The organism is Actinomycetes bacterium (assembly GCA_022396035.1).
Classification (GTDB): Bacteria; Actinomycetota; Humimicrobiia; order Humimicrobiales; family Humimicrobiaceae; genus Halolacustris.
Genome location: JAIOXO010000020.1, coordinates 1 through 23,408, shown reverse-complemented (window position 1 = coordinate 23,408; position 23,408 = coordinate 1). Strand labels below are relative to the sequence as shown.

Genomic DNA, 23,408 nt, shown 5'->3' with positions numbered 1-23,408 from the left:
ATGCGTTTAAACTGAGCTATTTCTCGACCAATAACAGAAATCACCCGCTTTTAGAAAACTGATTAAAGTTTGTACCGCAATATTGCAGCAATACCTCCTGCTTGCTGAAGCCTGCTGTTGTCTTCCACATCAACTACCTCACAACCCTGAGCTAAAGCATCCTCAACTATCTCATCAATTATATCATTATAGTAGACCAGGTTACCGTCGCAGTAAGGACATTGGTCCTGTTTATCAATAGTTATATACTGGCATGAATCACAAACATAACCTTCCTGAATCAGATTTCTATCATAAATTAAGGTCCTGATTTGCTCTATAAGCAGGGCTTTTATAGTAGCCTTTACCCCTATCACTGCCCAACCATTAGGATTGTATTCTTCAAACAGGTTGTGCACCAGATCATCCCTGGTCTTTTGTTCATACTGGTCAATCAGTTCTTGCGCCTTTTCTCTTATCTGCCATACCTCGGTATCCGGCTGGGCTTCAATCTGGCCAATCATCTTGGATTCCAGATAATTGTGCAGGTAATTTGAAAAGTTAGATAATATCTCTTTCCTTCCGGCTAAAATAAGATAATCAAATTTTTCTTCATTAAATAACTCTAGTGTTTTATCATTTATGATCTTAAAGAAGTGATGCAGTTTCTCTTCAATTTTGCCCAATATTTTTTTCTCCCTGAATGCGGCCTCACTCCTGAAATTAACCTTGGAGGGAACATCATTTATAAAAGCAGCCAGGTATTCCTTTATCTGACCCAGGTACAGCAGATATATCTGTGCTTTTTCTCTGTCCATAAGTAAAATTGCATACTTGTTAAAACTCTGCACCATGGACCTTAAGTTTTGGGTATGTGGCTTTGGGTCCACAATTATTTTGGACCGCATAACAATGGGCAAACTCAGTACTTCCCACAGATTATTACTGTCAGCATATATTAAAAGGGTCTTTGCTGAGTCTGCCTTAAAACGGTCATCAACATATTTTTTTATCTTCTCAAAAATATCATAAACCTTCTTTTTTTCATCCCTGGGTATATCTTTGGAATTTTCCAGCTCATCCTTTTTTTTGGTCATCATAGAGTTGAGCTTGGTCAGGTAATCCCTTTTATTGGTTCTGGCCCCATCTACCATAAGATAGGCTGATACCACCGGGCTTCCCGAAGGCTTGTAGTTTAGAACCTGGCTTAAACCCACTTCCTTTTGATTGCTTTTATTCATATTGATTCCACCTGCCTTAAAAAATGCTTTTAATTAACTTCAAAATTTAATATTATTATACAATATTTATCCTGACATTTTTATCATTACCAAATTAGTAATAGGAATATAGATGCTTGCATTTATCGGTTATAAGTTTCTGGAGTTTCTTGCATTCATCTTGCCTTATCCTGTTGCCTACTTTATAGCCAGGATACTGGCCAGGCTAGCAGTAATTTTTGGGATCAATCTTTATCCCCTGAAAAAAAATATATCCAGGGTCATGGGTAAAGACATAAACCATCCCCAGGTACACCGCACGGCCATCAAAATTTACCAGCATTGGTTAAAGAATATAGTAGACTTCCTTAAACACAAGCTGGTGCCCAGAGATAGACTGAAGCAGATAGTAGAACTTGAAGGGATGGAAAACCTCCAGAGGGCTCTAGATAAAGGCAAGGGGGCCATAATCTTTACTGCACATATAGGAAATTTTGAATGGGGGGCCTGCAGGATTGCACTGGAGATAGAAAACACCTGGGGAATGGGGCTGCAGAGAAAATACAAGCCCCTTAATAATTTTTTTGAATCCAAAAGGCTGTCCAAGGGACTTAACACTATTTATAATGACCGTCTGCTAAACATTTTTCGAATACTCAAGGAAAATGGAGTTGTAGCCATACCCACTGACTGGGATCCTACCTGTCGGGCTAACCCGGTTAATTTTTTTGGTAAAAAAGCAAGGATCCCCTATGGCCCTATTTTCACTGCCCTGAAATCAGAAGCACCCATTATGCCTAGCTTCATATATAGAAAAGATAAATACACCCATCACCAGATAATAGGCAGCCCTTTAAAAATTGATAGAAGCAAAGATGTTGCCGCCAACATGGCTACCATGATTGAAGTTTTGGAAAAATATATCGCTGCCCATGTTGACCAGTGGGAAATGTTTCACGACATCTGGGTTGACTAAAATTATATTTTAATTCTATATTTAATACACTATGGCTAAACAAAAAACACAGGATTTAAACACTGAACAGGTAAAAACCCTCTGGCATACTCTAACTACCACCAAAATAATTGATAAATTATCTACATCTACCGATAAAGGCCTCTCCAGCAAGGAAGCCACCGACCGTTTATCTTCTTATGGCAAGAATGAACTGGAAGAGAAAAAAGGGCGATCTCCATTTAAGATCTTTTTATCCCAGTTTAATGACTTTATGATCTGGATACTTATTGCCGCAGCCTTTATCTCGGGAGTAATTGTTAGAGAGATAACTGATGCCATTGTAATTCTTATTATTCTAATTATTAATTCCGTATTGGGATTTGTACAGGAATACAGAGCTGAAAAAGCCCTGCAGGCCTTAAAAGAACTGGCGAGCCCTACCGCCAAAGTCATAAGAGATTCTAAAGAGCAGGAAATAAGTTCAAACCTGTTGGTTCCCGGTGACATAATTAAATTGGCTGCTGGAGACCTGGTGCCTGCTGACTGCAGGGTACTGGAACAGGTAAATCTACAGACCAACGAGGCCCCTATTACCGGAGAGTCCATGCCTGTAGATAAGATAACCGAAGCTATAGATAAGCCCAAAATTGGTATTGGAGACCGGGTAAATCTTCTATTCAGCGGAACCACACTAACCAGGGGCCGCTGTAGAGCAGCAGTGGTAGAGACAGGAAAAAGCACCGAAATTGGTAAGATTGCTTCTATGGTACAACAGCAAGAGGACCTTACCCCCCTGCAGAAAGAACTAAAAACCGTGGGGCAGAGAATTGGTATAATCACTATAGTAATTAGCATTGTTGTTTTTGGCTCCGGATTGCTTAAAGGCAACCCCCTGGCAGATATGCTTCTTATAGCAGTTGCTCTGGCAGTAGCAGCCATTCCGGAAGGCCTGCCGGCCATTGTTACAGTTTCTCTGGCTCTGGGTGTACAAAAGATGGCCAAAAACAATGCCCTTATAAGGAAGCTTAGCTCGGTGGAAACCCTGGGTGGCGTTACCGTAATTTGTACCGATAAAACCGGCACCCTTACCATTAACAAGATGATGGTAAGAAAGATATTTACCGGACTGGATGAAGATACCCGGTATACCGATCATATAAGTCAGGCAGACAGTAATAATCACCTGACTCTGGAGTCTTCGAGACAGGCCCTTAACTATCTGCTGGAAGCTGCTTTACTATGCAATGACGCCTATTTTATTGACCGGGAGCAGGGTAATATAAGCGGGGATCCTACTGAAGCAGCTTTGATAGAATTGGGAAATTCTTATGGGCTGGCCAAAGATGACCTGGAGCTGAAGAAGCCCAGAAAAGCAGAAGAACCGTTTGATTCAGAACGCAAGATGATGACCACTGTGCATAAGGAATCCCAGAATTCTGGCCAGTATATATTGTATTCCAAAGGTGCGCCCGAGGTAATACTTAACCGATGCGACCGAATTATAAAAGGCGGCCAGGTGGTACAGCTTACCAAAGAAGATAAACAGACAATAATAGATAACCATACTGATATGGCCAAAAATGCCATGAGAACCCTGGCTTTTGCCTTTAAAAATATATCCCGGCTCCCCGAGGCAGATAAATTGACCCACCAGGAACAGGAGCTGGTTTACTGCGGGTCGGTAGGAATGATTGATCCACCCCGCCCGGAGGCCGCTGCTGCAATAGGACAGTGCAAAAGGGCAAATATAGGAGTTATTATGGTTACCGGAGACCATAAACTCACCGCCACCGCCATAGGAACTGAATTAGGCCTGCTGAATGAGGGAGACATGGTAGTGGATGGCCAGGAACTGGACAGCCTTTCTGATTCTGAGCTTCAGCAGCAGATAGAAAATATCAAGATATTTGCCCGGGTTTCACCTTCCAATAAAGTAGCTATTGTTGATGCCTTAAGAAAGAATAACCATATCGTAGCCATGACTGGAGACGGTATAAATGATGCCCCATCGCTAAAAAAGGCCGATATAGGCGTGGCCATGGGCATAACCGGAACTGACGTAAGCAAAGAGTCCAGTGAAATGATATTAACTGACGATAATTTTGCCACCATAGTTAAAGCCATAAGGCAGGGTAGAGTCATCTATGACAACCTTAAGAAATTTATCCTGTTCCTCCTCTCCTGCAATATTTCTGAAGTACTGCTTATGTTTATTGCTATAGTGTTTGGAGATTATATATTTTATCTTATACTGGGCGAACGGGGCTTTCTTTACATCCCCCTGCTGCCAGTTCAAATACTGTGGATGAACCTAATAACCGACGGCTTGCCGGCAATGGCCCTGGGAGTAGATCCCCCCGAAGCAAATATTATGGAAAGAAAAGCCACCAAAAATAAGGAACAAATTTTAAGCCGCCGCCGATTAGGCATGATAAGCTGGCAGGGGCTGGTACTAACTTTTGGCGCCCTGTTTATATTCTTTGCCGGACCGGTTATATTTTCCCATAATACAGTGCACGCTATAGATATATTCCATACCAGTGTATTTACTACCCTGGTACTCTCGCAGCTTTTCCATACCTTTAACTTCAGGTTCCAGAACCGGGGAATATTTACCAGAAACATTTTTGCCAACAAATATCTGAATCTGGCTATTGTCGCTTCCATACTTCTACAGGTAGCTATTATATACATACCTGGCCTGCAAAATATTTTCAGCACTACTGCTCTATCCATTAATCACTGGCTGCTGATTATTGGCAGTTCCATAATACCGGTAGTAATTATAAATTTCATTAATAAGATTAGATATAAATACTCGGGACGGGGAGACTGATTGCACAGCAAATCTTTCAAACTTTCCTGTGGTGACCGCCAAAAAATACATGTAAACAGCTGGGTTGCTGATCATAAACCCAGAGCAATTCTTCTTATAGCCCATGGAATGGCTGAACATTCTGCACGATATCAGGAATTTGGAAGGTTTCTGTCGCAGAACCAAATTACAGTCTATGCCCATGACTACCGTGGCCATGGAAAAACTGCAGAAGACCAGAAATATTTAGGTTTTTGTTCCAATCAGAAAGGCTGGCAGTTCATGTTAGAAGACATAGGTTATTTAAATAAATATATAAACCAAAAACACCCCGGCTTACCGGTGTTTATTCTGGGCCATAGCATGGGTTCGCTTCTGGTTATAAATTTTGCCTATCTGGGAGGCAAACAGATCGATGGGTTAATACTTACCGGGGTAGCCAGTTATCAGCCAGTGTTTACTATAGCCGGCCTATTAATTGCCGCCATCCAGTGCAGAATCAAGGGCAAAGAAGCCAGAAGCTATATCCTCCACAATATGCTGTTTGGAGGTTACAATAAACATTTTTCTCCCGCCAGAACTGACTTTGACTGGCTGTGTACAGACCAGGAAGTAGTAGACAGGTACATTTCCGACCCTTATTGCGGTTCAGTTCTTACTGCCGGGTTTTTTTATAATCTGGCCCGGGCTACTCTAAATATAAATAAAACCAGGAACCTGGACAGGATACCAAAAAATCTTCCTGTTTTAATGCTGGCAGGCCAGTATGATGCAGTGGGGAATATGGCCAGGGGAGTAAAAAAATTTTATAAAACCTTCCAGAAATTAGCTATCCAGGATCTGAATTTAAAAATTTATCCTGATTGCCGCCACGAGCTGTTAAATGAAAAGATAAAAGATAGTATATATGAGGATATATTGACCTGGGTTGAAGGTCATCTGTAGTTATTTTTGAAAATAGCGCAGGAACCGGTCTTCATATTGTTCAAATACATCCCACCTGTCCAGCTCTTTTTTTAACTGGCCTGCGTCAATATCACCCTTTTCAAACTGCTTAAACTTCTTGTCTATCTCCAGCCTTATTGCTATCGGAATTCCTGAGCGGTCCCGGGCAAGCACCGGTTTGCCCTCGGCATTTAAATTGATATAGTTTTTCCTGAACATCTCCGGAAGGTGTGAACGCTGGGCGCTGTAGGTTATAACTTCCTGAACAAACTTAAACAGGGATATATCCCAAAATTCATCCACTCCCTTTATCAGGCCGCAGGCCTGATCCTTGTCATTCTCTATCTGGCTTTCAATATTTTCAGCTATTTTAGTAATCGGCTTGGGAACTATATCCATTTTTTCAGAATTTTTGATAAACTTAAGATTATAAAGTATCATAGCCAGATCATTATCTTCTTCTGCTAAAATTTTTAAAGCGGACTGGGCCTCCTGGCTGAATCCCTCCAGCCTCAGCATATATGAAGGGGTTATAAGTTTGGGTTTTTCCCAGGTAATTTTGCCTTCCCTTACCACCGTCTCTTCTTCTCCGCTTTCTCCTTCAAATTCTTTATACAGGGGCTCGGCAATTATAAAATAGCGCATGGTAGTAGAGCCAGAAGTAGATATATACTTTTTGGGAAGAATGAGTACTTCCGTATTTTCTATTACATATTTAACTTTGTCTTCCGTTCCCATGAAATAAACCTCCAATCTTGCAGCAAACAAAAGGATACAACTGTTGGTTAAAAGATACAAGGGCAGCAACGCTCTCTTGTTGGAGTTCAGTACCGATGGTGCAAGAAGAATAGTTAACTGTCTACAGTACAAGAAGATATCAAATCAATGCCAGTACCCAGAAGATCCCTGGCCAAATAATCTCCCTGCCTCACCGGAGCCCTGGCTTTTATCCTTTTGGCTTCCTTTACCAGGACAGGAATTTTATCCCGGTGTACAGGCTGCTTACTCCGTACCGGTAGCCTACAGATTTTTTCCGATTTTATGGCAATAGTGGTGGTTAATATCCTTACCGGATTAACAATTTCTTCAGCAGCAAACTTCAAGCCTTTTTTACACTTATTTCCAGCCACCTTTACCACTTCTTTACCCTGATAACCCACTTTAAGACGGCATCCGGCAGGACAAATAATGCAGGTAAGGTATCTGGTTTTCATGTTCTTTTCACCTCGAACTCAATTTCTCTACCGGTAATTTTGAATTTATCAAAATCCTTTTTCCTCAACTTCAAGACCACCAGCTCCCCGGGAGCAAGGTAGGTTCTAATTTTGCTAAACCTGGTGCCTTTAATGTTTATGGTGGCCCGGGAATAAGGCCGGTCTACTCTTAATTTGAATTCAACCTCATGGTCACCGGAAACTTTCTGGGGAATTATCTGGCTGATACCCTGACCGCTGCTAACCTTTATCCCGCTTTCAGGCTTCTTTCCTTTTTTTATGAAATTTATGGCTGCCTTGCTGGCATGATATGCATCCCTGGTAACGTCATCAGCCAGATCATTTACAAACAGGGAATTGCCGCAGGCAAATATTCCCCTAACGGAAGTACTAAAACTTTCGTCAACCACCGGCCCTCCCGTTGCCGGATCTATTTTAATTCCTGCTTCCCTCAGCAGCTCATTTTCAGGAATCAGCCCCACTGAAAGCAGCAGGGTGTCACATTCCACAATTTTACTACACTTGTTCTCAAGGTCAGTGATCTCTACCGCTTCTACCCTGTGGTTTCCATATATACGGGATACTGTAGAGTTTAAATTAAGGGGGATATCATAATCTTCAAGACACTGGGCAATATTCCTGGTAAGTCCTGAGGAAAAAGACATCATCTCATAAACCCCTTCCACCCTGCATCCTTCCAGGGTTAACCTTCTGGCCATAATGAGGCCAATATCCCCCGACCCCAGTATCACCGCTTTTTCCCCGGGAAGATAGCCTTCCATATTGATCATTCGCTGTACTACTCCCGCAGTATAAATTCCGGAAGGCCTAAAACCGGGCAGGGATATAGCTCCCCTGGTTCTTTCCCGGCAGCCCAGGGCAAGTATTACTGCCCGGCCTCTAAATGTATAGAAACCGTCATATCTGCTGGCCAGCCATACTTGCTTTTTTGTATCTATAGACAGGGCCATGGTACCCAGTTTCACTTCTACGTGCTGTGATTTAATTCTATCTATAAAAACTTGCGCATACTCGGGCCCGGTAAGCTCCTGGCCAAAATGCTTAAGCCCGAATCCTGCATGTATGCATTGCGGCAGTATGCCTCCCAAAAAGTCCTCTCTTTCTATCAGCACTATTTTTTTAAGACCCAGCCGCAGAGCATTATAAGCGGCAGCAAGGCCTGCCGGCCCTGCTCCTATGATAATCAGGTCATGGGTGTAATTCATTGCATCCTCCTGCCCGTCATCGGGGAGAGATTACCTTTTTTGGTTATGAATTCTGCAGGGATACCCAGTTCCCTGGATAAAATATTAACTATCTTAAGGCTGCAATAACCGCCCTGACACCTGCCCATACCCGCCCGTGTCCGGAATTTTATTCCATCGACAGTCCTGGCTCCACGACTTATGGCTTCCACAATTTCTGCTTCAGTAACCTTTTCACACCTGCATATTATCCTGCCATAACCAGGTTTGCGGTTATAAAGGGACTTGTTGGAAAGATAATCATCCTGGTTAAGCCTCTTAATGGATGACCTTACAGGATTATATTTTTTATCTGGTTTAAGTTTAAGACCACAATCGCTTAACATATCTATTACCCTTTCGGCCAGGGCAAAGGCACAGGTTAGACCGGGAGATTGTATGCCTCCCATATTTATAAACCTGTTATTTTTCTGTGAAGAGGCTGCTATAAAATCATTGGTATCAGATACTGCCCTGATACCGGCAAAAGAAGTGATAATTTTATCAAAAGGTATGTGGGGAAAATAATTTGAAGCTTTTTTCTTTATCTCTCTCTGACCTTTCAAGGTAGTATCCAGGCTTTCTGCATCACAGGGCTGATAATTGGGACCAACCAACAAATTTTTTCCTACAGTAGGAGCTACCAGTATTCCCTTGGACCTCTTCTCCCTGCCCCGGGTAAGAGGGAAATTTATATGGTTCACAAAATTTCCGGTTTCCCGGTCCAGAATAAAGTACTGGCCTTTGACCGGATTAATCTTAAAACTTCTATCCCCTATCATGGCAGCTATCTGGTCAGCATTCAAACCAGCAGCATTGGCCACATAATCAGCTTCAATTACCACATTGCCTGAATGCAGCCTGAACTGTTTTTCAGATTGTATCTGCTGTACCTCATGCCCCAGTAGAAATTTAACCCCGTTGGCTTTAGCATTTTCATAAGCAGCAATAGCCGCCTCATAAGGCGATACAATACAGGCATCAGGAGCATACAGCGAGGCGCAAACCTTATGGCTGATATTGGGTTCCCTGGCTTTGATGGGCTGATTACCTATAATTATGGACAACTTTTCTATTCCCTGATCTCTGCCCTGCCAGTATAGCTGTTCCAGATCTTTGATTCCTTCCTTACTGGCGGTATTGACCAGGGATCCGGTATTTTTTAGCGGTATATCCAGTTCCTGGGCATATTTTCTAAATAACTTATTTCCCCTATGGGTTAATTTTAATTTAAGGCTTCCCGGTTCTCCGGCATAACCTGCATGCAGAATCCCGCTATTGGCCTTGGTGGTCCCCCAGCCTACATCTTCCTCTTTTTCTATTACTATGACTGAAACCTTATACCTGGACAGCTGGCGGGCCAGGCAGCAGCCAATTATCCCTGCCCCGATTATCGCTATGTCTGTTTTAATTTTTTTTCCGGCCACTTTATTTATACATCAATTTTTTAAATACATTACTATTTAAACCGTGCTGGTTCAAGGATTTAGTAATCAAAACTGGAATAAGGCAATAAGACACCTCAGATTAAGGATTTATACCATGGACTAAATAAAACTGGTTATTCCTGCGCCCAGTTCTTGGCCCTATCCACTGCTCTCTGCCAATTGCTATAAAGATTATTTCTGAGCTCTACTTCCATCTGAGATACATATTTCTGGTAGCCCATTGATTGTTTGATGTCTTTCTGGGAAGACCACAGCCCTATGCTTAGCCCTGCCCCATACATGGATCCCAGGGCAGTAATTTCAGGAAGATCCAGTTTATTAATTTCCTTACCGGTGATATCTGCCAGTACTTGGCAAAAAAGCCTGTTCCGGGTAACTCCCCCGTCTATCTTGATGCTGGAAATGTACAGATTGGTCTCCCTTTCCAATACATTCAAGACATCCAGTGTCCTGTAGGCAATGGACTCCACCGCAGCCCTTACTATTTGCTTTTTACTGGTAGAGCGGGTAATGCCAATCAATAACCCGCGGGCAAGAGGATCCCAGTAGGGAGCCCCCATTCCGGTTAAGGCAGGCACCAGAAACAGGTCCTTCTGGTAATCTTGCCCTGATGCCAGAAACTCTATATCCTTGTAATCACCTATTATCTCTATTCCCTCTTTAAGCCACTGAAATACGCTGCCGGTATTATATACCGAACCTTCCAGGGCATAAAACAGCTCCCGTCCATTACTGTAAAAAATAGTGGAAAGGAGCCCGTGTTTGCTGTTAACTTTTTCTTTCCCGCTGTTCATCATAATAAAAGAGCCGGTGCCAAAGGTGGATTTGACGTCCCCCCGGTAAAAGCACTTTTGTCCAAATAATGCCGCTTGCTGATCACCAAATACACATTGTATGGGAATGCTTGCCTTAAAAGGAGAAAGTCTATCCGTTTTACCGAAATAGTTATGGCCATAACTGGGCCTGGCCTCAGGCAGTATGTTTTTAGGTACACCAAATATGTCCAGCAGCTCATCATCCCATTTCAGGCTGCTTATATTAAACAGAAGGGTACGGGAGGCATTGGAGTAATCAGTAATATGACTGCCGGTAAGCCGGTAAATTATAAAAGAATCCAGGGTTCCAAAAACAGCTCTCCCCCGGCTGGCAGCATCCCTTACAGCATCATTATTTTTAAGCATCCAGTTAATTTTAGTGCCGGAAAAATAGGGGTCTATGGTGAGGCCTGTCTTTTCTCTTACCGCCTGTTCGTAACCTTTATCCTTAAGCTGCTTGCACAGTCTGGAAGTCCTTCTGTCCTGCCATACAATAAGGGGGGCCAGGGGTTTGCCGGAATCTTTATCCCAGAACCCTACCGACTCCCTCTGGTTGGTGATTCCCAGTGCCAGAATACTGTCTGCCTTTATATTACCCTGATCTATGGCCCCTTCTATCACCATACAGGCTGCCGACCATATTTCATTTAAGTCCTCCTCTACCCATCCAGATTGAGGATAGGTCTGGGCTATGGGCTGGAAAGCCTGAGCCTGCACCGTAGAATCCAGTTTGAATATAATAAACCTTACCGAAGTAGTTCCCAAGTCCAGAACCCCTATATAGCCTTCTCCGGGATATGCTTTCTTCTGCTTTCTGACAGTAGTACGGGGCAAGGCGTCACTTTTTGACAGGAGCACTATTTTTTATCCCTCCATTTGTATATAAAGAATATATTATATATTATAATCTAAAAGCCTTAATTTAAAAGTATAAGCTTATCAGGGTCATATTGCAGCAGGAAGGCAGCCATGGGAAAAATAATACATGAAATCGGTAAAACCAGACTTGAACTGGTTCAGGGAGATATAACCAGACAGGACACGGAAGCTATCGTTAACGCAGCCAACAGCCGTCTTTCACCTGGGGGAGGGGTATCGGGAGCAATTCACCGGGCGGCCGGACCACAGCTGTGGCAGGAATGTAAAACTCTGGGAGGCTGCCATACGGGAGAAGCAAAGATAACCAGGGGCTACAATCTGCCCGCAAAATATGTAATCCATACAGTTGGACCGGTATACAGTAATTCTTCCAGCGACCCGGTAAACCTGGGCCATTGCTATAGAAACAGCCTGGCTATGGCATCAAAGAAACATATAGAAAGCATATCCTTTCCTTCCATAAGCACAGGCATATTCGGCTATCCGGTAAACCAAGCCTCGGCTGTTGCCCTAAACACAATAATTGATTACCTGACTAAAAACCAGAACCCTAAATTGGTCAGGCTGGTCCTTTTCTCCAGTACTGACTTTCAGTCCTACCGGTCAAGCCTGAATAAGATTACCGGCTAAGACTTAGGAGCACTTGGAGTAGCCGCAGTTTCTGCAGACATAACATCCACCCTCCGGCTCCATAATTCCGCCGCACCCTTCCTCGGGACATATCATTATGGACCGGGGGCCTCCCTTTACATCCAAGTCAAATTTATTGGTTCCCTTTACCGAATACTCAATTGCTTTTCCTATAGCATCAGGGCAGGAAAGTACATGGGTATTATCATCAGCAATACAGGTGATGCATCTAATGCCTTCCAGCTGGCTTAATATGGAAACCAGGTCTATACCAGACCTAATAGTTATACTGATAAGCCTGCCTATGGCCTCGGTTAATGCCGAGCAGCCTTCTTCACCAGTGTTAGTAAATACCTCACAGATCCCTTTTTCATCAGCATTTACAGTTACATACAGCTTGCCGCATCCTCCGATAACATATTTCTTGGTCATACCCCTGGTAACATCAGGCCTGGACCTGGGCTTTATGGTGGCAGATACCGTCTCGGGCTCCATCTGTAGTTCCGGTACTTTTACCGTTTTCTTTTTCTTGCCCTCTACTTTTAGTACCTGGCTTTCCCTGCTTCCGTCCCTGTATATGGTTATGCCTTTGCAGCCCAGCCTGTAAGCCAGCATATATACATCTTCAACATCTTTTTCAGCTGCATTATTGGGAAAGTTTACTGTCTTGGACACTGCATTATCCACAAATTTTTGGAATGCTGCCTGCATCCTTACATGCCATACCGGGGTTATCTGATGGGCAGTAACAAATATTCTTCTATATTTCTGGGGTACTTCTTCTAGGCCATCCAGGTTTCCCTGATCGGCAATCTTTAACATAAGATCTCTGGAATAAAAACCCTCTTCCCTGGCAATCTGTTCAAAATATGGATTTACCTCTACCAGTTTGTCATTGTCCATAACATTCTTGGTAAAGGATATAGCAAAAATAGGCTCTATGCCGCTGGAACAGCCGGCAATAATGCTCAAGCTGCCGGTAGGAGCAATAGTGGTGGTAGTGGCATTTCTAATAGGCTCTTCATCAGGACAATCATAGACGCTTCCCTTAATAGCAGGGAACGGGCCTCTTTCTCTGGCCAGGTTCCTGGATGCCTGTTTTGATTCATCCTGTATAAAGCTCATTATTTCTCTTGCTATCTCCAGGGCTTCTTCGCTGTTGTAGGGCATACCCAGCTGAACCAGCATATCTGCAAAGCCCATTACCCCCAGCCCTATTTTTCTATTCTGTTTTACCATCTGGTCAATCTCATCCAATGGATATATGCTCATATCTATAACATCATCCAAAAACCTGACCGCTACATGAACTGTCTCTCTTAATTTTTCATAATCTACAACTCTGGCAGCTGCCTCTTCCTTTACCATATGGGCTAAATTGATAGACCCTAAATTACAGGCTTCATAGGGAAGCAGGGGCTGCTCTCCGCAGGGGTTGGTGCTCTCTATCTGGCCCAGATTGGGAGTAGGATTATCTTTGTTGAGCCGATCCAAAAAGATAATGCCCGGGTCTCCGTTGGACCAGGCGTGCTTTACTATCTTTTTAAATATATCCCTGGCTTTATAATGGTCTACAACCTCTTTGGTCCTGGGGTTCATAATCTCGTATTCAGTGTCGCTTTCTACTGCTTTCATAAAAGCTTCGGTAACTCCAACCGATATATTGAAATTAGTAAGCTTTTCACTGTTTTCTTTAGCGGTAATAAATTCCAGTATATCCGGGTGGTCTACCCTTAGAATACCCATGTTGGCTCCCCGCCTGGTTCCGCCCTGCTTTATGGTATCCGTGGCTGCATTAAACACAGTCATAAAAGATATAGGGCCACTGGAAACACCCTTGGTGGAAAGTACCACATCGTTTTTTGGGCGTATATCGGAAAAGGAATAACCCACTCCCCCTCCAGATTTTTGTATCAGGGCAGTTTCTTTCAAAGCCTGAAAGATAGCTCCCATTGAATCACCCACTGGAAGCACAAAACAGGCTGCCAGCTGCTGCAGCTCTTTACCTGCGTTCATCAATGTAGGGGAATTTGGTAAAAAATCAAGATCTGACATTATGTCAAAAAACTTTCTCTCTATCTCTGCTATCTCCTGTTCACTTTTGCCGTAATTTTTCTCTGCAGAAGCAATATTTTTGGCTACCCTTAAAAACATATCATTGGGATTTTCCAGTAAATCCCCTTTCTGATCCCTTTTAAGGTATCTCCGTTCCAGAACCTTGATAGCATTCTCGGTTAAGTTTAATTCTTTATTTGAGTAGTATTGCTCAGATTTTTTTACTTTATCCATTATTAAACCCCTAAAAAAGTTATATTAATTTATTTATGCTTAAAGGTAAATCATACCTGGGATTACTTAAAAATTATTATATAATTATCATAATAACAGCATATATAGTGTATGTCTCAATATTAGTGCACAACATATAGTATGTCAATAGTAATTGCTGTATTTATTAAATTATCACAGCTAGACCAGAGTTTTTCCCTTATATATTTCCTTACCTTCAATTATTCTGGTATAATTCTTTCCTCACTATATATGGTACAATGATTACAATAGTAACAACTTAAAAAGAGGTAATTATGAGCTCTATAATTAAGAAAAGGAAAAAGAAGATGAGAAAAAAGAAACATAAGAAAATGCTTAAAAAAACTAAATGGCATAGAAGAAATAAGTAATGTTTGAGTTAAATAAAAATATATCTTTTTTGGACGCTCTGGCTAAAAGGATTCTTATAGGAGACGGAGCCATGGGAACCATGCTCCAGTCTATGGGAATAGAAGTAGCCCCTGACCAGTTAAACATAGACCGGCAGAATATAGATAAGGTAATTGAAATCCACCAGGGGTACCTGGAGGCAGGCTCGGATATCATACAGACCAATACCTTTGGCTCCAACCCCGTAAAGCTTAAATCCTATGGGCTTCAGCAGGATCTGGAAGAGATAAATAAAAATGCAGCCGCATCAGTAAAGGAAGCCATTGCCAGATACAGATCCAAGACCGGTAACTCCAGAAGAGTTTTTATAGCTGCAGATATCGGCCCTCTGGGACAGCTGCTTGAACCTTCCGGTACCATAAGCAAACAACAGGCCACCGATTATTTCTCTCAGCAGATAGAGGTTCTGGCCCGGGAGGGAGCGGACATAATTTTGATCGAGACGGTTATGGATATTAATGAAGCTTTTGCGGCTATTGAAGCTGCCCGCCAGGTTGCAGCCGATCTTCCCATCCTCTGTACTCTGACCTTTGGAAAAAACGGGGTTACCATGATGGGCAATAAGGCTGAAGATGCGGTTAAACAGCTGCAGGAGGCAGGAGTATCGGTGGTCGGCGCAAACTGCAGCCTGGGATCTGTTTCCATGCTGGATGTAGTCAGAAAAATGAGAGAATCAGATAAAGATGCAAAACTTATATTTCAGCCTAATGCAGGCTTGCCGGTCCTAAAAGACGGCCAGACCATCTATAATGAATCAGCCGCAGAAATGGCTGAAAATATTTCTAAATACCTGCAATACAGTCCTTCTATTATTGGAGCCTGCTGCGGAAGTACTCCCCAGCATATAAGAGAGATTATAAAGGCAGTCAGCTAAGAAGACCTTCTATTATTAATTCCACTGCTTTATCTTCATCCAGACCTCTGGACATCAATGTTTGAAGCTGTTTGGAATCGACACTGCCTATTGATGCCTCATGGGTGATATGGGCTTTGGGATGTTCTACCTTTACTATGGGGATGGCACTGGCTTTAGCTTCTCCCTGGATTATTTCCTTGCAGTCTACATGACCTCTGGCATAAGCAGCGGTGGCTACCAGCTTGTTGTATACCTCTGCGGTTGCCCTGTCCCGCACAGCTACCTTGGAGGTAAGTACACCCCTTGAATTTTCTCCTATCAAGTTTCCTGCTTCTCTGATTTTTATGACATCGTCACCTTTGCCATCAATTTTTGCAGTCATCTCCATGACTGAATCCGGACCGCAGGTTGTTTCATAATCAATATCAATATTACCTACCCTGCCCCTGAGCAGCTCAAATTCGGTCTTTAATCTGGCTCCCTGTTCAAGATTAATCTTGGCTTTGGGGATTACAGTTATACCTCCCTGCTCGCTGTGGATATGTTTTTCCAGATAGGAATATCTGGCATTTTTCCCTACCCTTATGGTGCCGTCCATTATATGTTTTACATCCTCTGCATTGGGAAAAACACAATGGGAAAATATGGTAATTCTGGAATTGTCTTCAATGTCTACGTTCATAATAATTCTCTGTACTGCCTGTTTGTGGGTAACCCCAAAGCAAAGGTGCACCGGTTTTTCTACTATAGTATCTCTGGCCAGCCTTATGTCTATATCTACCCCATCTTTTATCTGCCTGGTCTTTACCTTCAGGCCTTCTATTTCATGGCTATCCAATACCTTGTCTCTATCTATAACCAGCCTGGCAGTATCCTTATCATGGATAGCCTGGTGTATATTGGCTGCATTAATTATATCTTCAATACTCATAAGCTTTCTCCATTTTTGCTGGGTTGATTTATATGGTCACAAGGCAGGCACTTGTTTTCAAAATAACTGGATATCTCTTTTACTGTGCCCTGTTTAAGGACCGAGCCGCAACAAAGCAGAAAAGCATGTTCTGATTGCTTGAGAACTTCCAGACTGTGGGTTATAAGGATAATGGTAGCGCCATTTTCCTTTAAATATTTCATGGCATCAAAAATATTCTGCAAAGATGCTACATCTATACCTGAATCCGGTTCATCCAGTATTACCAGTTTGGGTTCGATTGCCAGGATAGATGCCAGCTCTATTTTCTTTCTTTCTCCCCCGCTAAGGTTTTTATCCACTGCCCGGTGCAAATAATCAGAAGGATTCATGCCCACTTTCTTTAAGAAATCTTCTGTATTCTGCCTGCTCTTATCCCTGGCTCCTGCAGAAATGAACTTTTCTACAGTTAATCCTTCAAACCTGGCCGGTTCCTGCCAGGACATGGTTATTCCTTTCTTTGCCCTCTGGTAAAGATTTAATTTTTTAATGGATTGGCCTTCATAGATTAGATCCCCTTCAAAATCCCGGTATCCTTCTATTCCCATTATTACATTTCCCAGTGTGGTCTTCCCTACTCCATTAGGCCCCACTACTGAATGGATTACACCCTGTTTGAAATCCATGTTTATATTATTAAGTATATTGCTGCCATTTATGGACCACTTAAGGTCTTTTATGTTTAATATGCCCATAGTGTTCTCCTTGCTTTCAAAGATAATAAATTATAGCAGAATTAGTATTTTTTAGTTAGGAGATAAATCCTGGATATTTAAGGTTTTAAATATAGTAGGTTCAATGAAATTTTTTCTAATAAATTAATACAGTAAAGATTATTACCATCTATTTCAACAATCCGGTTAAATCAACTTTTCAATTCCATCTCTGTACCGGGGATACTTTTCTATAAGCTTTTTCTTAAATCCCTGGCTATTCTGATAATCTGAAGAATCATAACCTGGAGCCACCGTAGTACCCAGTAATGCATAACTGCCTCCTGGTTTTAGGCAGGCACCCTGCCAGCAGTCCCTGGGCACAACATGCTGCATTTTTTGCCCAGACCATATATCCTGGCCTAATATTACCTCTGATGCTGTGCCATCCTCAAAGAGGTTGAGCATGTACACCGGATCTCCGCTATAGAAATGGAATATTTCATCACTTTTTAACCGGTGTAAGTGGGAAAAATGCTCCGGAGTTATAAGGTAGAGTATGGCTGTGGATATATTCCTGGACCCCTTATAAACCTTACTAAGACAACACTTATCTATGATTTCTTTACAGCGGTAGGTTTCCACATAATAACCACCTTCACCGGGTAATTGTTTCATATTAAATTCTTCAATAATACTTTCAACTATATTCATGCCGACCTCCTCTTATCTGTTTAATTTTCATCTACTACAAATTATATTAAAATGTAGATAATTTAAAATACAAGAAAACTAATTTGGAAAAATTTTTGAATTATATCCAGGTGTTTCTTCTTGCCTTCTTCCTCTGTTTTATCATTGGAAAAACCATATACATAAAAAGAAAGAATAAAATTAACCCCATTGCTTTAAACATAAGGCGTGACGGTATAAGGCATATTTTAGAAATTATATTATTCCTGATAGTAAACATATGGAGCTTCGAGGTACTGTTTTATGCCCTGAATCTGGAATTTAGAATATTTGGCTGGCCGTTGAATATAAAGCTTTTTGAAACCAACTATTTGCGGTTTTTGGGCCTGGCCCTGATAATAATAGGGTTTATCCTATTTGTCTGGGCCCTGATAAACCTGGGCACCTCCTGGAGATTGGGAATAGATGAAACCAGGCCGGGAAAACTGGTAAAATTTGGAATATACCGTTACTGCCGGCACCCCATTTATGTCTTTTTCAACCTTTATTTTCTGGGCACATTCCTTATATGGGCAAACCTCATCTTTTTAATACTCTGGATCACAGTAGCAGCCATACTGCACTATCAGGCCATAGCTGAAGAAAGATTCCTGACCAAAATATATACACAGCAATACCAAAACTATAAGGAAAATGTAGGCCGGTACATAAGTGTCAAACCTTCTGTCTACAGACAGTTTTCTAAAGAGCTGGAAGAATAAACAGGCTAATCCTTGGAGATAAGGGAAATAAACTTCTCCACCAGCTCAGGATCAAACTGTTTGCCTGCACCTGCTCTAATCTCTTTGACTATTTTATCCATACCCATGGCTTTGCGGTAAGGCCTGTTGTTTACCATAGCTTTATAAGCATCAATGACAGCAATAATACGTGAATTTAAAGGAATTTGGTTTTCCTTCAAGCCCTGGGGATAACCATTGCCATTCCACCATTCATGATGAGAAAGAACGTCAAAAGCAATAGCGGAAAGGTGGGGCGAAGCTACGCATATCCTGTAACCAACCTCCGGATGCTTCTGTATATTTTTTAAATCTTTTTTGTTAAGCTTCCTTCTGGATAACAGAGTGTCGTCGGGAATAGAAATCAAGCCAATATCATAAAAATCACATAGCAGCATCAAAACATCCAATTTGTGACCCTTTAGCCCGCACACCTTGCCCAGTTCTTTGGCATAGAACTTGATGTTATCAATTTGTGGGGTATGATGTAATTTTTCAGACAGTGCTTTTCTTAAAGAATCTATGACCAGCTTAGATACCTTTTTAGCTTCATTAAGCTTTGCCCTGTACATAAGGCCCTCTGCCTCTATTAATTTTTCTTCTATTTGCTGATAAGCCTTATTCTTGGTAGCCAATCCCAGTGAAATAGACAGAGGAATTCTCTGTATGGTCTCCACCTTGCTTTTATCTTTAATTCTATTAATCAGTTCATTTGCCGTACAGGAAGCAGTTTTGGGCAACAGGATTGCAAATTCATCTCCTCCCCATCTGGCCACTATATCCTCTTCCCTGAAGCATTCAACCAATAACTTTGCTGTCTTAACTAACAGCTTATCTCCTTCCAGATGACCAAAAGCATCATTTATAAGCTTCAGGCCGTCCAGATCACCCATTATTATGCTCAATGGAAGCTGCCTCCTGGTATCCAGCCTCTTTAGTTCTTCTTCAAAATAGGAACGGTTATACAGGCCGGTCAGCTTATCATGAAAGCTGTAATATCTAACCTGGTTTTCAGCTTTTTTCCTTTCGGTTATATCCCTGGCAGTAGATAAAATAATATCCTTATCATTCCATGAGTACATCCTGGAGCTAACCTCTACCAGTATTTTCTTTCCCTCTTCCAATAGATGTGTTACTTCAAAGGTATGCTTGCCCTTGGAAGAAATCATATCCAGTATCAGGGGAACCTTTTTGCAGGAATCCTTATCCAGTAGGTCCTTAATAGACATATTCAAAAACTCTTCCCTGGTATAGCCATATCTTTCTATAGCTACCTGATTTACCTCTAAAAAATTGGACACCTTTTTCCTGCGGGGATCAAACTCATAAAGAAATATAGGATCATTGGCATTATTAAAAAATATCCTGAACTTCTCTTCGCTTTCTTCTAGCCTGTTCTCAAATTCTTTTCTCTGCACTATACCCATAAGAACTGTTCTGATTCCTATAACCTTTCCCTGTAGATCCCTTAAAGGCATAGAATCACTTAAAACCGGAATAATTTTTTTATCCTGCCTGGCGGCAGTATATTCATTCCTGCCCACCATCTGACCCCGGGCAAGCTTAAAGATATTGGCTGATAATTTTTCATTTTCTTCAGCAGGCACAAAATCTTTTATATTCTTCCTGCCCTCTACCTCTTGTCTCTGGTAACCAAACAGTTTAGCCAGCCTGTGATTGGCATAAATTATATTTCCCTCCGTATCCATTTCCATTACTGCAGCCGGCAGATTATCCACCATATCCTGAAATTTTAAAGCCCTGTTCTTTAATCCTGTCTCCATCCAGAGATAAGCTTCCTCTTTTCCGTCCGCTAGTCTCCGGATTCTAAAATGAATCTCCCCATAACCATCTTTTTTACCCAACCTCAAATCAATCCGGGCCCTACCGGCAGAAGAGGATAATGATTTGATTTGTTTTTTAAATGAATTCAGGTAATCCTTACCTGTAAAAAAAGATATATTCCTGCCCGGCAGCTCTTCGGTTTTTCCCCCCAGCAGCCTGGCCATAGCCTCATTGGCTTCAACTATTGTCCCCTTATTATCAGTTACGGCTACCGCATAGGGAACCTGTTCAAATATTAGTTTGTAACGTTTCAATAATGGCATCTTTTTTACTAATATGTGGTAAGTTTAAGGCAGAGCACAACTTAGGTAGGTCTTTAAGCTGAATATGGGTTGTGCTTTTTTTACCCGTCAAGCAGGTTTTAAAACATAAAAGCCTTACAGTGGTTAAAAAAATCTTTGTTCCCCTTCTACCCTGTAATTGGTGTTTTTAATTTTACTACTTTTATCCCCATATTCATATGATAAATCAAGAGATTGCTCAGATTTTTATTAAAGGTATTAAATGATAATATACAGCTATGGATAAAGACCAGTTATTAAAATTAAATCCAGAACAGGCCTGTAACCGCATTGAGCACTTTATAAGGGGCTATGCCCTCACCTTAAACCGGGATGGTGCAGTAGTGGGGCTAAGCGGGGGCCTGGACTCAGCAGTAGTATTAAAATTATGCATAAAGGCCCTGGGCACCAAAAGGGTTAAAGCCATACTACTTCCGGAACGGGATTCTCAGAAACTGAACATAAAAGACGCCCGGAATCTGTGTAAAAGTTTAAATATAGATTATGTTATGAAAAAAATTACCCTGCCCTTGTGGGCATTGGGAGTATACAGGCTGTTTCCTCCTGCATTTATGTTCCCAAAATCTGCCATAAACAAATTCATTGCCAAAACCATTTCAAAATTAAGCAAAGATATGGGACAACAACCCTTTATGGCCAGCATGGAAGGCGGACACAGGCAGCTGGCCAAGCCAGTGGCTTTCATCCGTATCAAAAACCGGTTAAGAGCAGGTGCACTTTTCTATTATTCGGAACTATACAATTACCTGCTGGTGGGAACTGCCAATAAAAGCGAATGGCTTACCGGCCTGTTTGTAAAATATGGAGACGGCATAGCAGATATCATGCCCCTGCTGGACTTATATAAAACCCAGGTAATCAGTATGGCAGAGTACCTTCAACTGCCTGAAAATATAATCAGCAAGCAGCCATCTCCCGATCTGGCCGGTAACCTTACCGATGAACAACTGCTTAATCTTCCTTACCAAAAATTAGACCTGGTGCTGGCAGGAATAGAACACAATCTCACTTTTGGTCATATTTCAGAAATAGCAGCAGTCAGCATTGAAGAAATAGAGCAGGTACAGGCTATGGTGAATAAATCAGAATGGCAGAGACAATCGCCAGTATCCTTAAATTTTTAAGCTTACCCTGTTATTTATCTTCATATTCCAAAAGCTGGCTGCATATCCGGCCCAGGGCGGCAGTAGCCTGGGTATGCCATGCCAGGTAAGCATAACGGTCAAATGGAGTAGCTTCCTTGTTTATAATAATAAACCTGGGACAGAATGCTACCAGGTTACTCACGGGACTTACCTCCAGGCTGGACCCGATAATCAGGAGTAAATTACTTTTAGCAACTTCTCTTTCAGCCTGCCGGTAACTTTCTCCCAGCATATCCCCAAACAGTACCATCTCCGGCCTGATAATTCCACCACAGCCGCATCTTGGCGGTATATGCTTCTTTCTTATCAGATCCATCAGATAGTCAAACCCGTATCTACAACTGCATTTCATGCAATAAGCCTGCCTCAGGTTTCCGTGTACTTCCAGTACTTTCCGTGATCCAGCCTGTTGGTGAAGTCCGTCAATATTTTGGGTAATAATAGTAGAAACTTTACCCTGCCTCTCCAGTTCTGCCAACAGGTAATGAGCCCGGTTAGGTTTCTTGTTTTTTACTCCATTTATCTCTTTAAGCAAATTCAACCCTTCCCGGTAAAATTTATCAGGGTTGTTTTCCAGTGTCTGCCTGGATAGAAGCTCTGGGCTGAATTTATGCCATATGCCCTTAGGGCTTCTGAAATCAGGTATTCCGCTTTCGGTAGATATACCTGCTCCGGTAAGCACACTAACCTTTTTGCTGTTTATTATCCGTTTTGCTATTTGGTCTGCTTTTTCCATAACCATCCTGTCCAATAAGTAGTGGCTAATTTTATTTTAAGATAATTTATTATTATTTTAAAAGAGTTGATACCTGGCAGAAATGATTTTTGGCTAACGGTTTATTCTGGTTTTGGTAATGGTTAATACGCAAATACTGCCAGCATAATTATTGGAAAGGAGGGTGGAGGTTATTGCTTTCAAAGTTTCTCCCGTACTGTAAATATCGTCAAACCATCAAAAAAGAGAGTTGATATAGCAGCATGAAACATGCACATATAAGATGCTATTATTGAAACCTTTTTAACTCAATTACTTATTGATTTTTATAATTTTTAAAACCTGTAATTCTTGAATCATGTTGATTTATCTAGAACAAGCGATATCTTCCAAAATTAAAAACTTCTTTACTTCTGTCCTGAAATATCTGATGCTCTCCCCTACTATTATTTACCAGGTAGATTATATTCAATCAATTCATATACACCTTCGGCATCTATTGAAATTGGTACCGATGGTCCATCTGGGGTGTCCATATTATCTAATTTGACGCCAGCGGTCTTTTTTATAAGCCCTATATTC

Annotated in this window: 20 protein-coding genes; 8 read left to right on the top strand and 12 right to left on the bottom strand. The window is 41.7% G+C overall.

All coding sequences use genetic code 11. The features are described 5' to 3' along the window. Positions 1-62: 62 nt before the first annotated feature. Complete coding sequence (locus K9H14_06845; protein MCG9479913.1) at positions 63-1,220, bottom strand: hypothetical protein; 1,158 nt, start codon at positions 1,218-1,220, stop codon at positions 63-65. 112 nt (positions 1,221-1,332) lie between these two features. On the opposite strand from K9H14_06845, the gene K9H14_06840 reads away from it, so the two are divergent. Genes K9H14_06840 through K9H14_06830 form a run of 3 tightly spaced genes read left to right on the top strand, consistent with a single transcriptional unit; the run spans position 1,333 to position 5,917 of the window. Continuing rightward, positions 1,333-2,175: a lysophospholipid acyltransferase family protein gene (locus K9H14_06840; GenBank protein MCG9479912.1), complete on the top strand. Its 843-nt coding sequence runs from the start codon at positions 1,333-1,335 to the stop codon at positions 2,173-2,175. Positions 2,176-2,206: 31 nt separating this feature from the next. Continuing rightward, on the top strand, positions 2,207-4,993 hold the full coding sequence (locus tag K9H14_06835) for a calcium-translocating P-type ATPase, PMCA-type (protein MCG9479911.1): 2,787 nt from the start codon (positions 2,207-2,209) through the stop codon (positions 4,991-4,993). Continuing rightward, positions 4,994-5,917 (top strand): lysophospholipase, encoded by a 924-nt coding sequence (locus K9H14_06830; protein ID MCG9479910.1) that lies wholly within the window; start codon positions 4,994-4,996, stop codon positions 5,915-5,917. Here the strand turns inward: K9H14_06830 and K9H14_06825 are convergent, their stop codons facing one another. The 5 genes from K9H14_06825 to glpK form a co-directional block, all read right to left on the bottom strand. Further along, on the bottom strand, positions 5,918-6,655 hold the full coding sequence (locus tag K9H14_06825; protein ID MCG9479909.1) for a hypothetical protein: 738 nt from the start codon (positions 6,653-6,655) through the stop codon (positions 5,918-5,920). It lies immediately after the preceding gene. 113 nt (positions 6,656-6,768) lie between these two features. Continuing rightward, a complete protein-coding gene (locus tag K9H14_06820) occupies positions 6,769-7,131 on the bottom strand; it encodes a DUF1667 domain-containing protein (GenBank protein MCG9479908.1) in 363 nt (120 codons plus the stop codon). Beyond that, on the bottom strand, positions 7,128-8,357 hold the full coding sequence (locus tag K9H14_06815) for an NAD(P)/FAD-dependent oxidoreductase (protein MCG9479907.1): 1,230 nt from the start codon (positions 8,355-8,357) through the stop codon (positions 7,128-7,130). The genes K9H14_06820 and K9H14_06815 overlap by 4 nt, the downstream gene beginning before the upstream one ends. Continuing rightward, a complete protein-coding gene (locus tag K9H14_06810; protein MCG9479906.1) occupies positions 8,354-9,802 on the bottom strand; it encodes an NAD(P)/FAD-dependent oxidoreductase in 1,449 nt (482 codons plus the stop codon). Before K9H14_06810 ends, K9H14_06815 begins: the two co-directional genes overlap by 4 nt. A gap of 134 nt (positions 9,803-9,936) precedes the next feature. Next, the gene (gene glpK / locus K9H14_06805; GenBank protein ID MCG9479905.1) at positions 9,937-11,496 is read right to left on the bottom strand and encodes a glycerol kinase GlpK; all 1,560 of its coding nucleotides are present in this window, start codon (positions 11,494-11,496) and stop codon (positions 9,937-9,939) included. Between the two features lie 111 nt (positions 11,497-11,607). On the opposite strand from glpK, the gene K9H14_06800 reads away from it, so the two are divergent. Beyond that, on the top strand, positions 11,608-12,147 hold the full coding sequence (locus K9H14_06800) for an O-acetyl-ADP-ribose deacetylase (GenBank protein ID MCG9479904.1): 540 nt from the start codon (positions 11,608-11,610) through the stop codon (positions 12,145-12,147). Positions 12,148-12,150: 3 nt separating this feature from the next. Here K9H14_06800 and K9H14_06795 read toward each other — a convergent pair whose 3' ends face one another. Continuing rightward, entirely contained in the window at positions 12,151-14,436 is a 2,286-nt protein-coding gene (locus K9H14_06795; GenBank protein MCG9479903.1) for a vitamin B12-dependent ribonucleotide reductase, read from the bottom strand. Positions 14,437-14,732: 296 nt separating this feature from the next. On the opposite strand from K9H14_06795, the gene K9H14_06790 reads away from it, so the two are divergent. Next, on the top strand, positions 14,733-14,828 hold the full coding sequence (locus tag K9H14_06790) for an AURKAIP1/COX24 domain-containing protein (protein ID MCG9479902.1): 96 nt from the start codon (positions 14,733-14,735) through the stop codon (positions 14,826-14,828). Continuing rightward, the gene (locus tag K9H14_06785; protein ID MCG9479901.1) at positions 14,828-15,742 is read left to right on the top strand and encodes a homocysteine S-methyltransferase family protein; all 915 of its coding nucleotides are present in this window, start codon (positions 14,828-14,830) and stop codon (positions 15,740-15,742) included. The genes K9H14_06790 and K9H14_06785 overlap by 1 nt, the downstream gene beginning before the upstream one ends. Here the strand turns inward: K9H14_06785 and K9H14_06780 are convergent. The 3 genes from K9H14_06780 to K9H14_06770 form a co-directional block, all read right to left on the bottom strand. Beyond that, the gene (locus tag K9H14_06780; GenBank protein MCG9479900.1) at positions 15,735-16,655 is read right to left on the bottom strand and encodes a SufD family Fe-S cluster assembly protein; all 921 of its coding nucleotides are present in this window, start codon (positions 16,653-16,655) and stop codon (positions 15,735-15,737) included. The genes K9H14_06785 and K9H14_06780 overlap by 8 nt on opposite strands. Beyond that, a complete protein-coding gene (locus K9H14_06775) occupies positions 16,652-17,389 on the bottom strand; it encodes an ABC transporter ATP-binding protein (protein ID MCG9479899.1) in 738 nt (245 codons plus the stop codon). The genes K9H14_06780 and K9H14_06775 overlap by 4 nt, the downstream gene beginning before the upstream one ends. A gap of 165 nt (positions 17,390-17,554) precedes the next feature. Beyond that, positions 17,555-18,061 (bottom strand): cupin domain-containing protein, encoded by a 507-nt coding sequence (locus K9H14_06770; GenBank protein ID MCG9479898.1) that lies wholly within the window; start codon positions 18,059-18,061, stop codon positions 17,555-17,557. Positions 18,062-18,144: 83 nt separating this feature from the next. Here K9H14_06770 and K9H14_06765 point away from each other — a divergent pair, with 83 nt between their 5' ends. Beyond that, entirely contained in the window at positions 18,145-18,801 is a 657-nt protein-coding gene (locus K9H14_06765) for an isoprenylcysteine carboxylmethyltransferase family protein (protein ID MCG9479897.1), read from the top strand. 5 nt (positions 18,802-18,806) lie between these two features. On the opposite strand, the gene K9H14_06760 is transcribed toward K9H14_06765, so the two are convergent. Then, positions 18,807-20,927, bottom strand: coding sequence for a PAS domain S-box protein (locus tag K9H14_06760; protein MCG9479896.1), 2,121 nt, complete (start codon positions 20,925-20,927; stop codon positions 18,807-18,809). Between the two features lie 257 nt (positions 20,928-21,184). Here K9H14_06760 and nadE point away from each other — a divergent pair, with 257 nt between their 5' ends. Then, positions 21,185-22,090 carry an NAD(+) synthase gene (gene nadE, locus K9H14_06755; GenBank protein ID MCG9479895.1) on the top strand — a complete coding sequence of 302 codons (906 nt, stop codon included), beginning with the start codon at positions 21,185-21,187 and terminating at the stop codon, positions 22,088-22,090. A gap of 10 nt (positions 22,091-22,100) precedes the next feature. Here nadE and K9H14_06750 read toward each other — a convergent pair whose 3' ends face one another. Then, positions 22,101-22,847: a Sir2 family NAD-dependent protein deacetylase gene (locus K9H14_06750; GenBank protein MCG9479894.1), complete on the bottom strand. Its 747-nt coding sequence runs from the start codon at positions 22,845-22,847 to the stop codon at positions 22,101-22,103. Between the last annotated feature and the right edge of the window lie 561 nt (positions 22,848-23,408).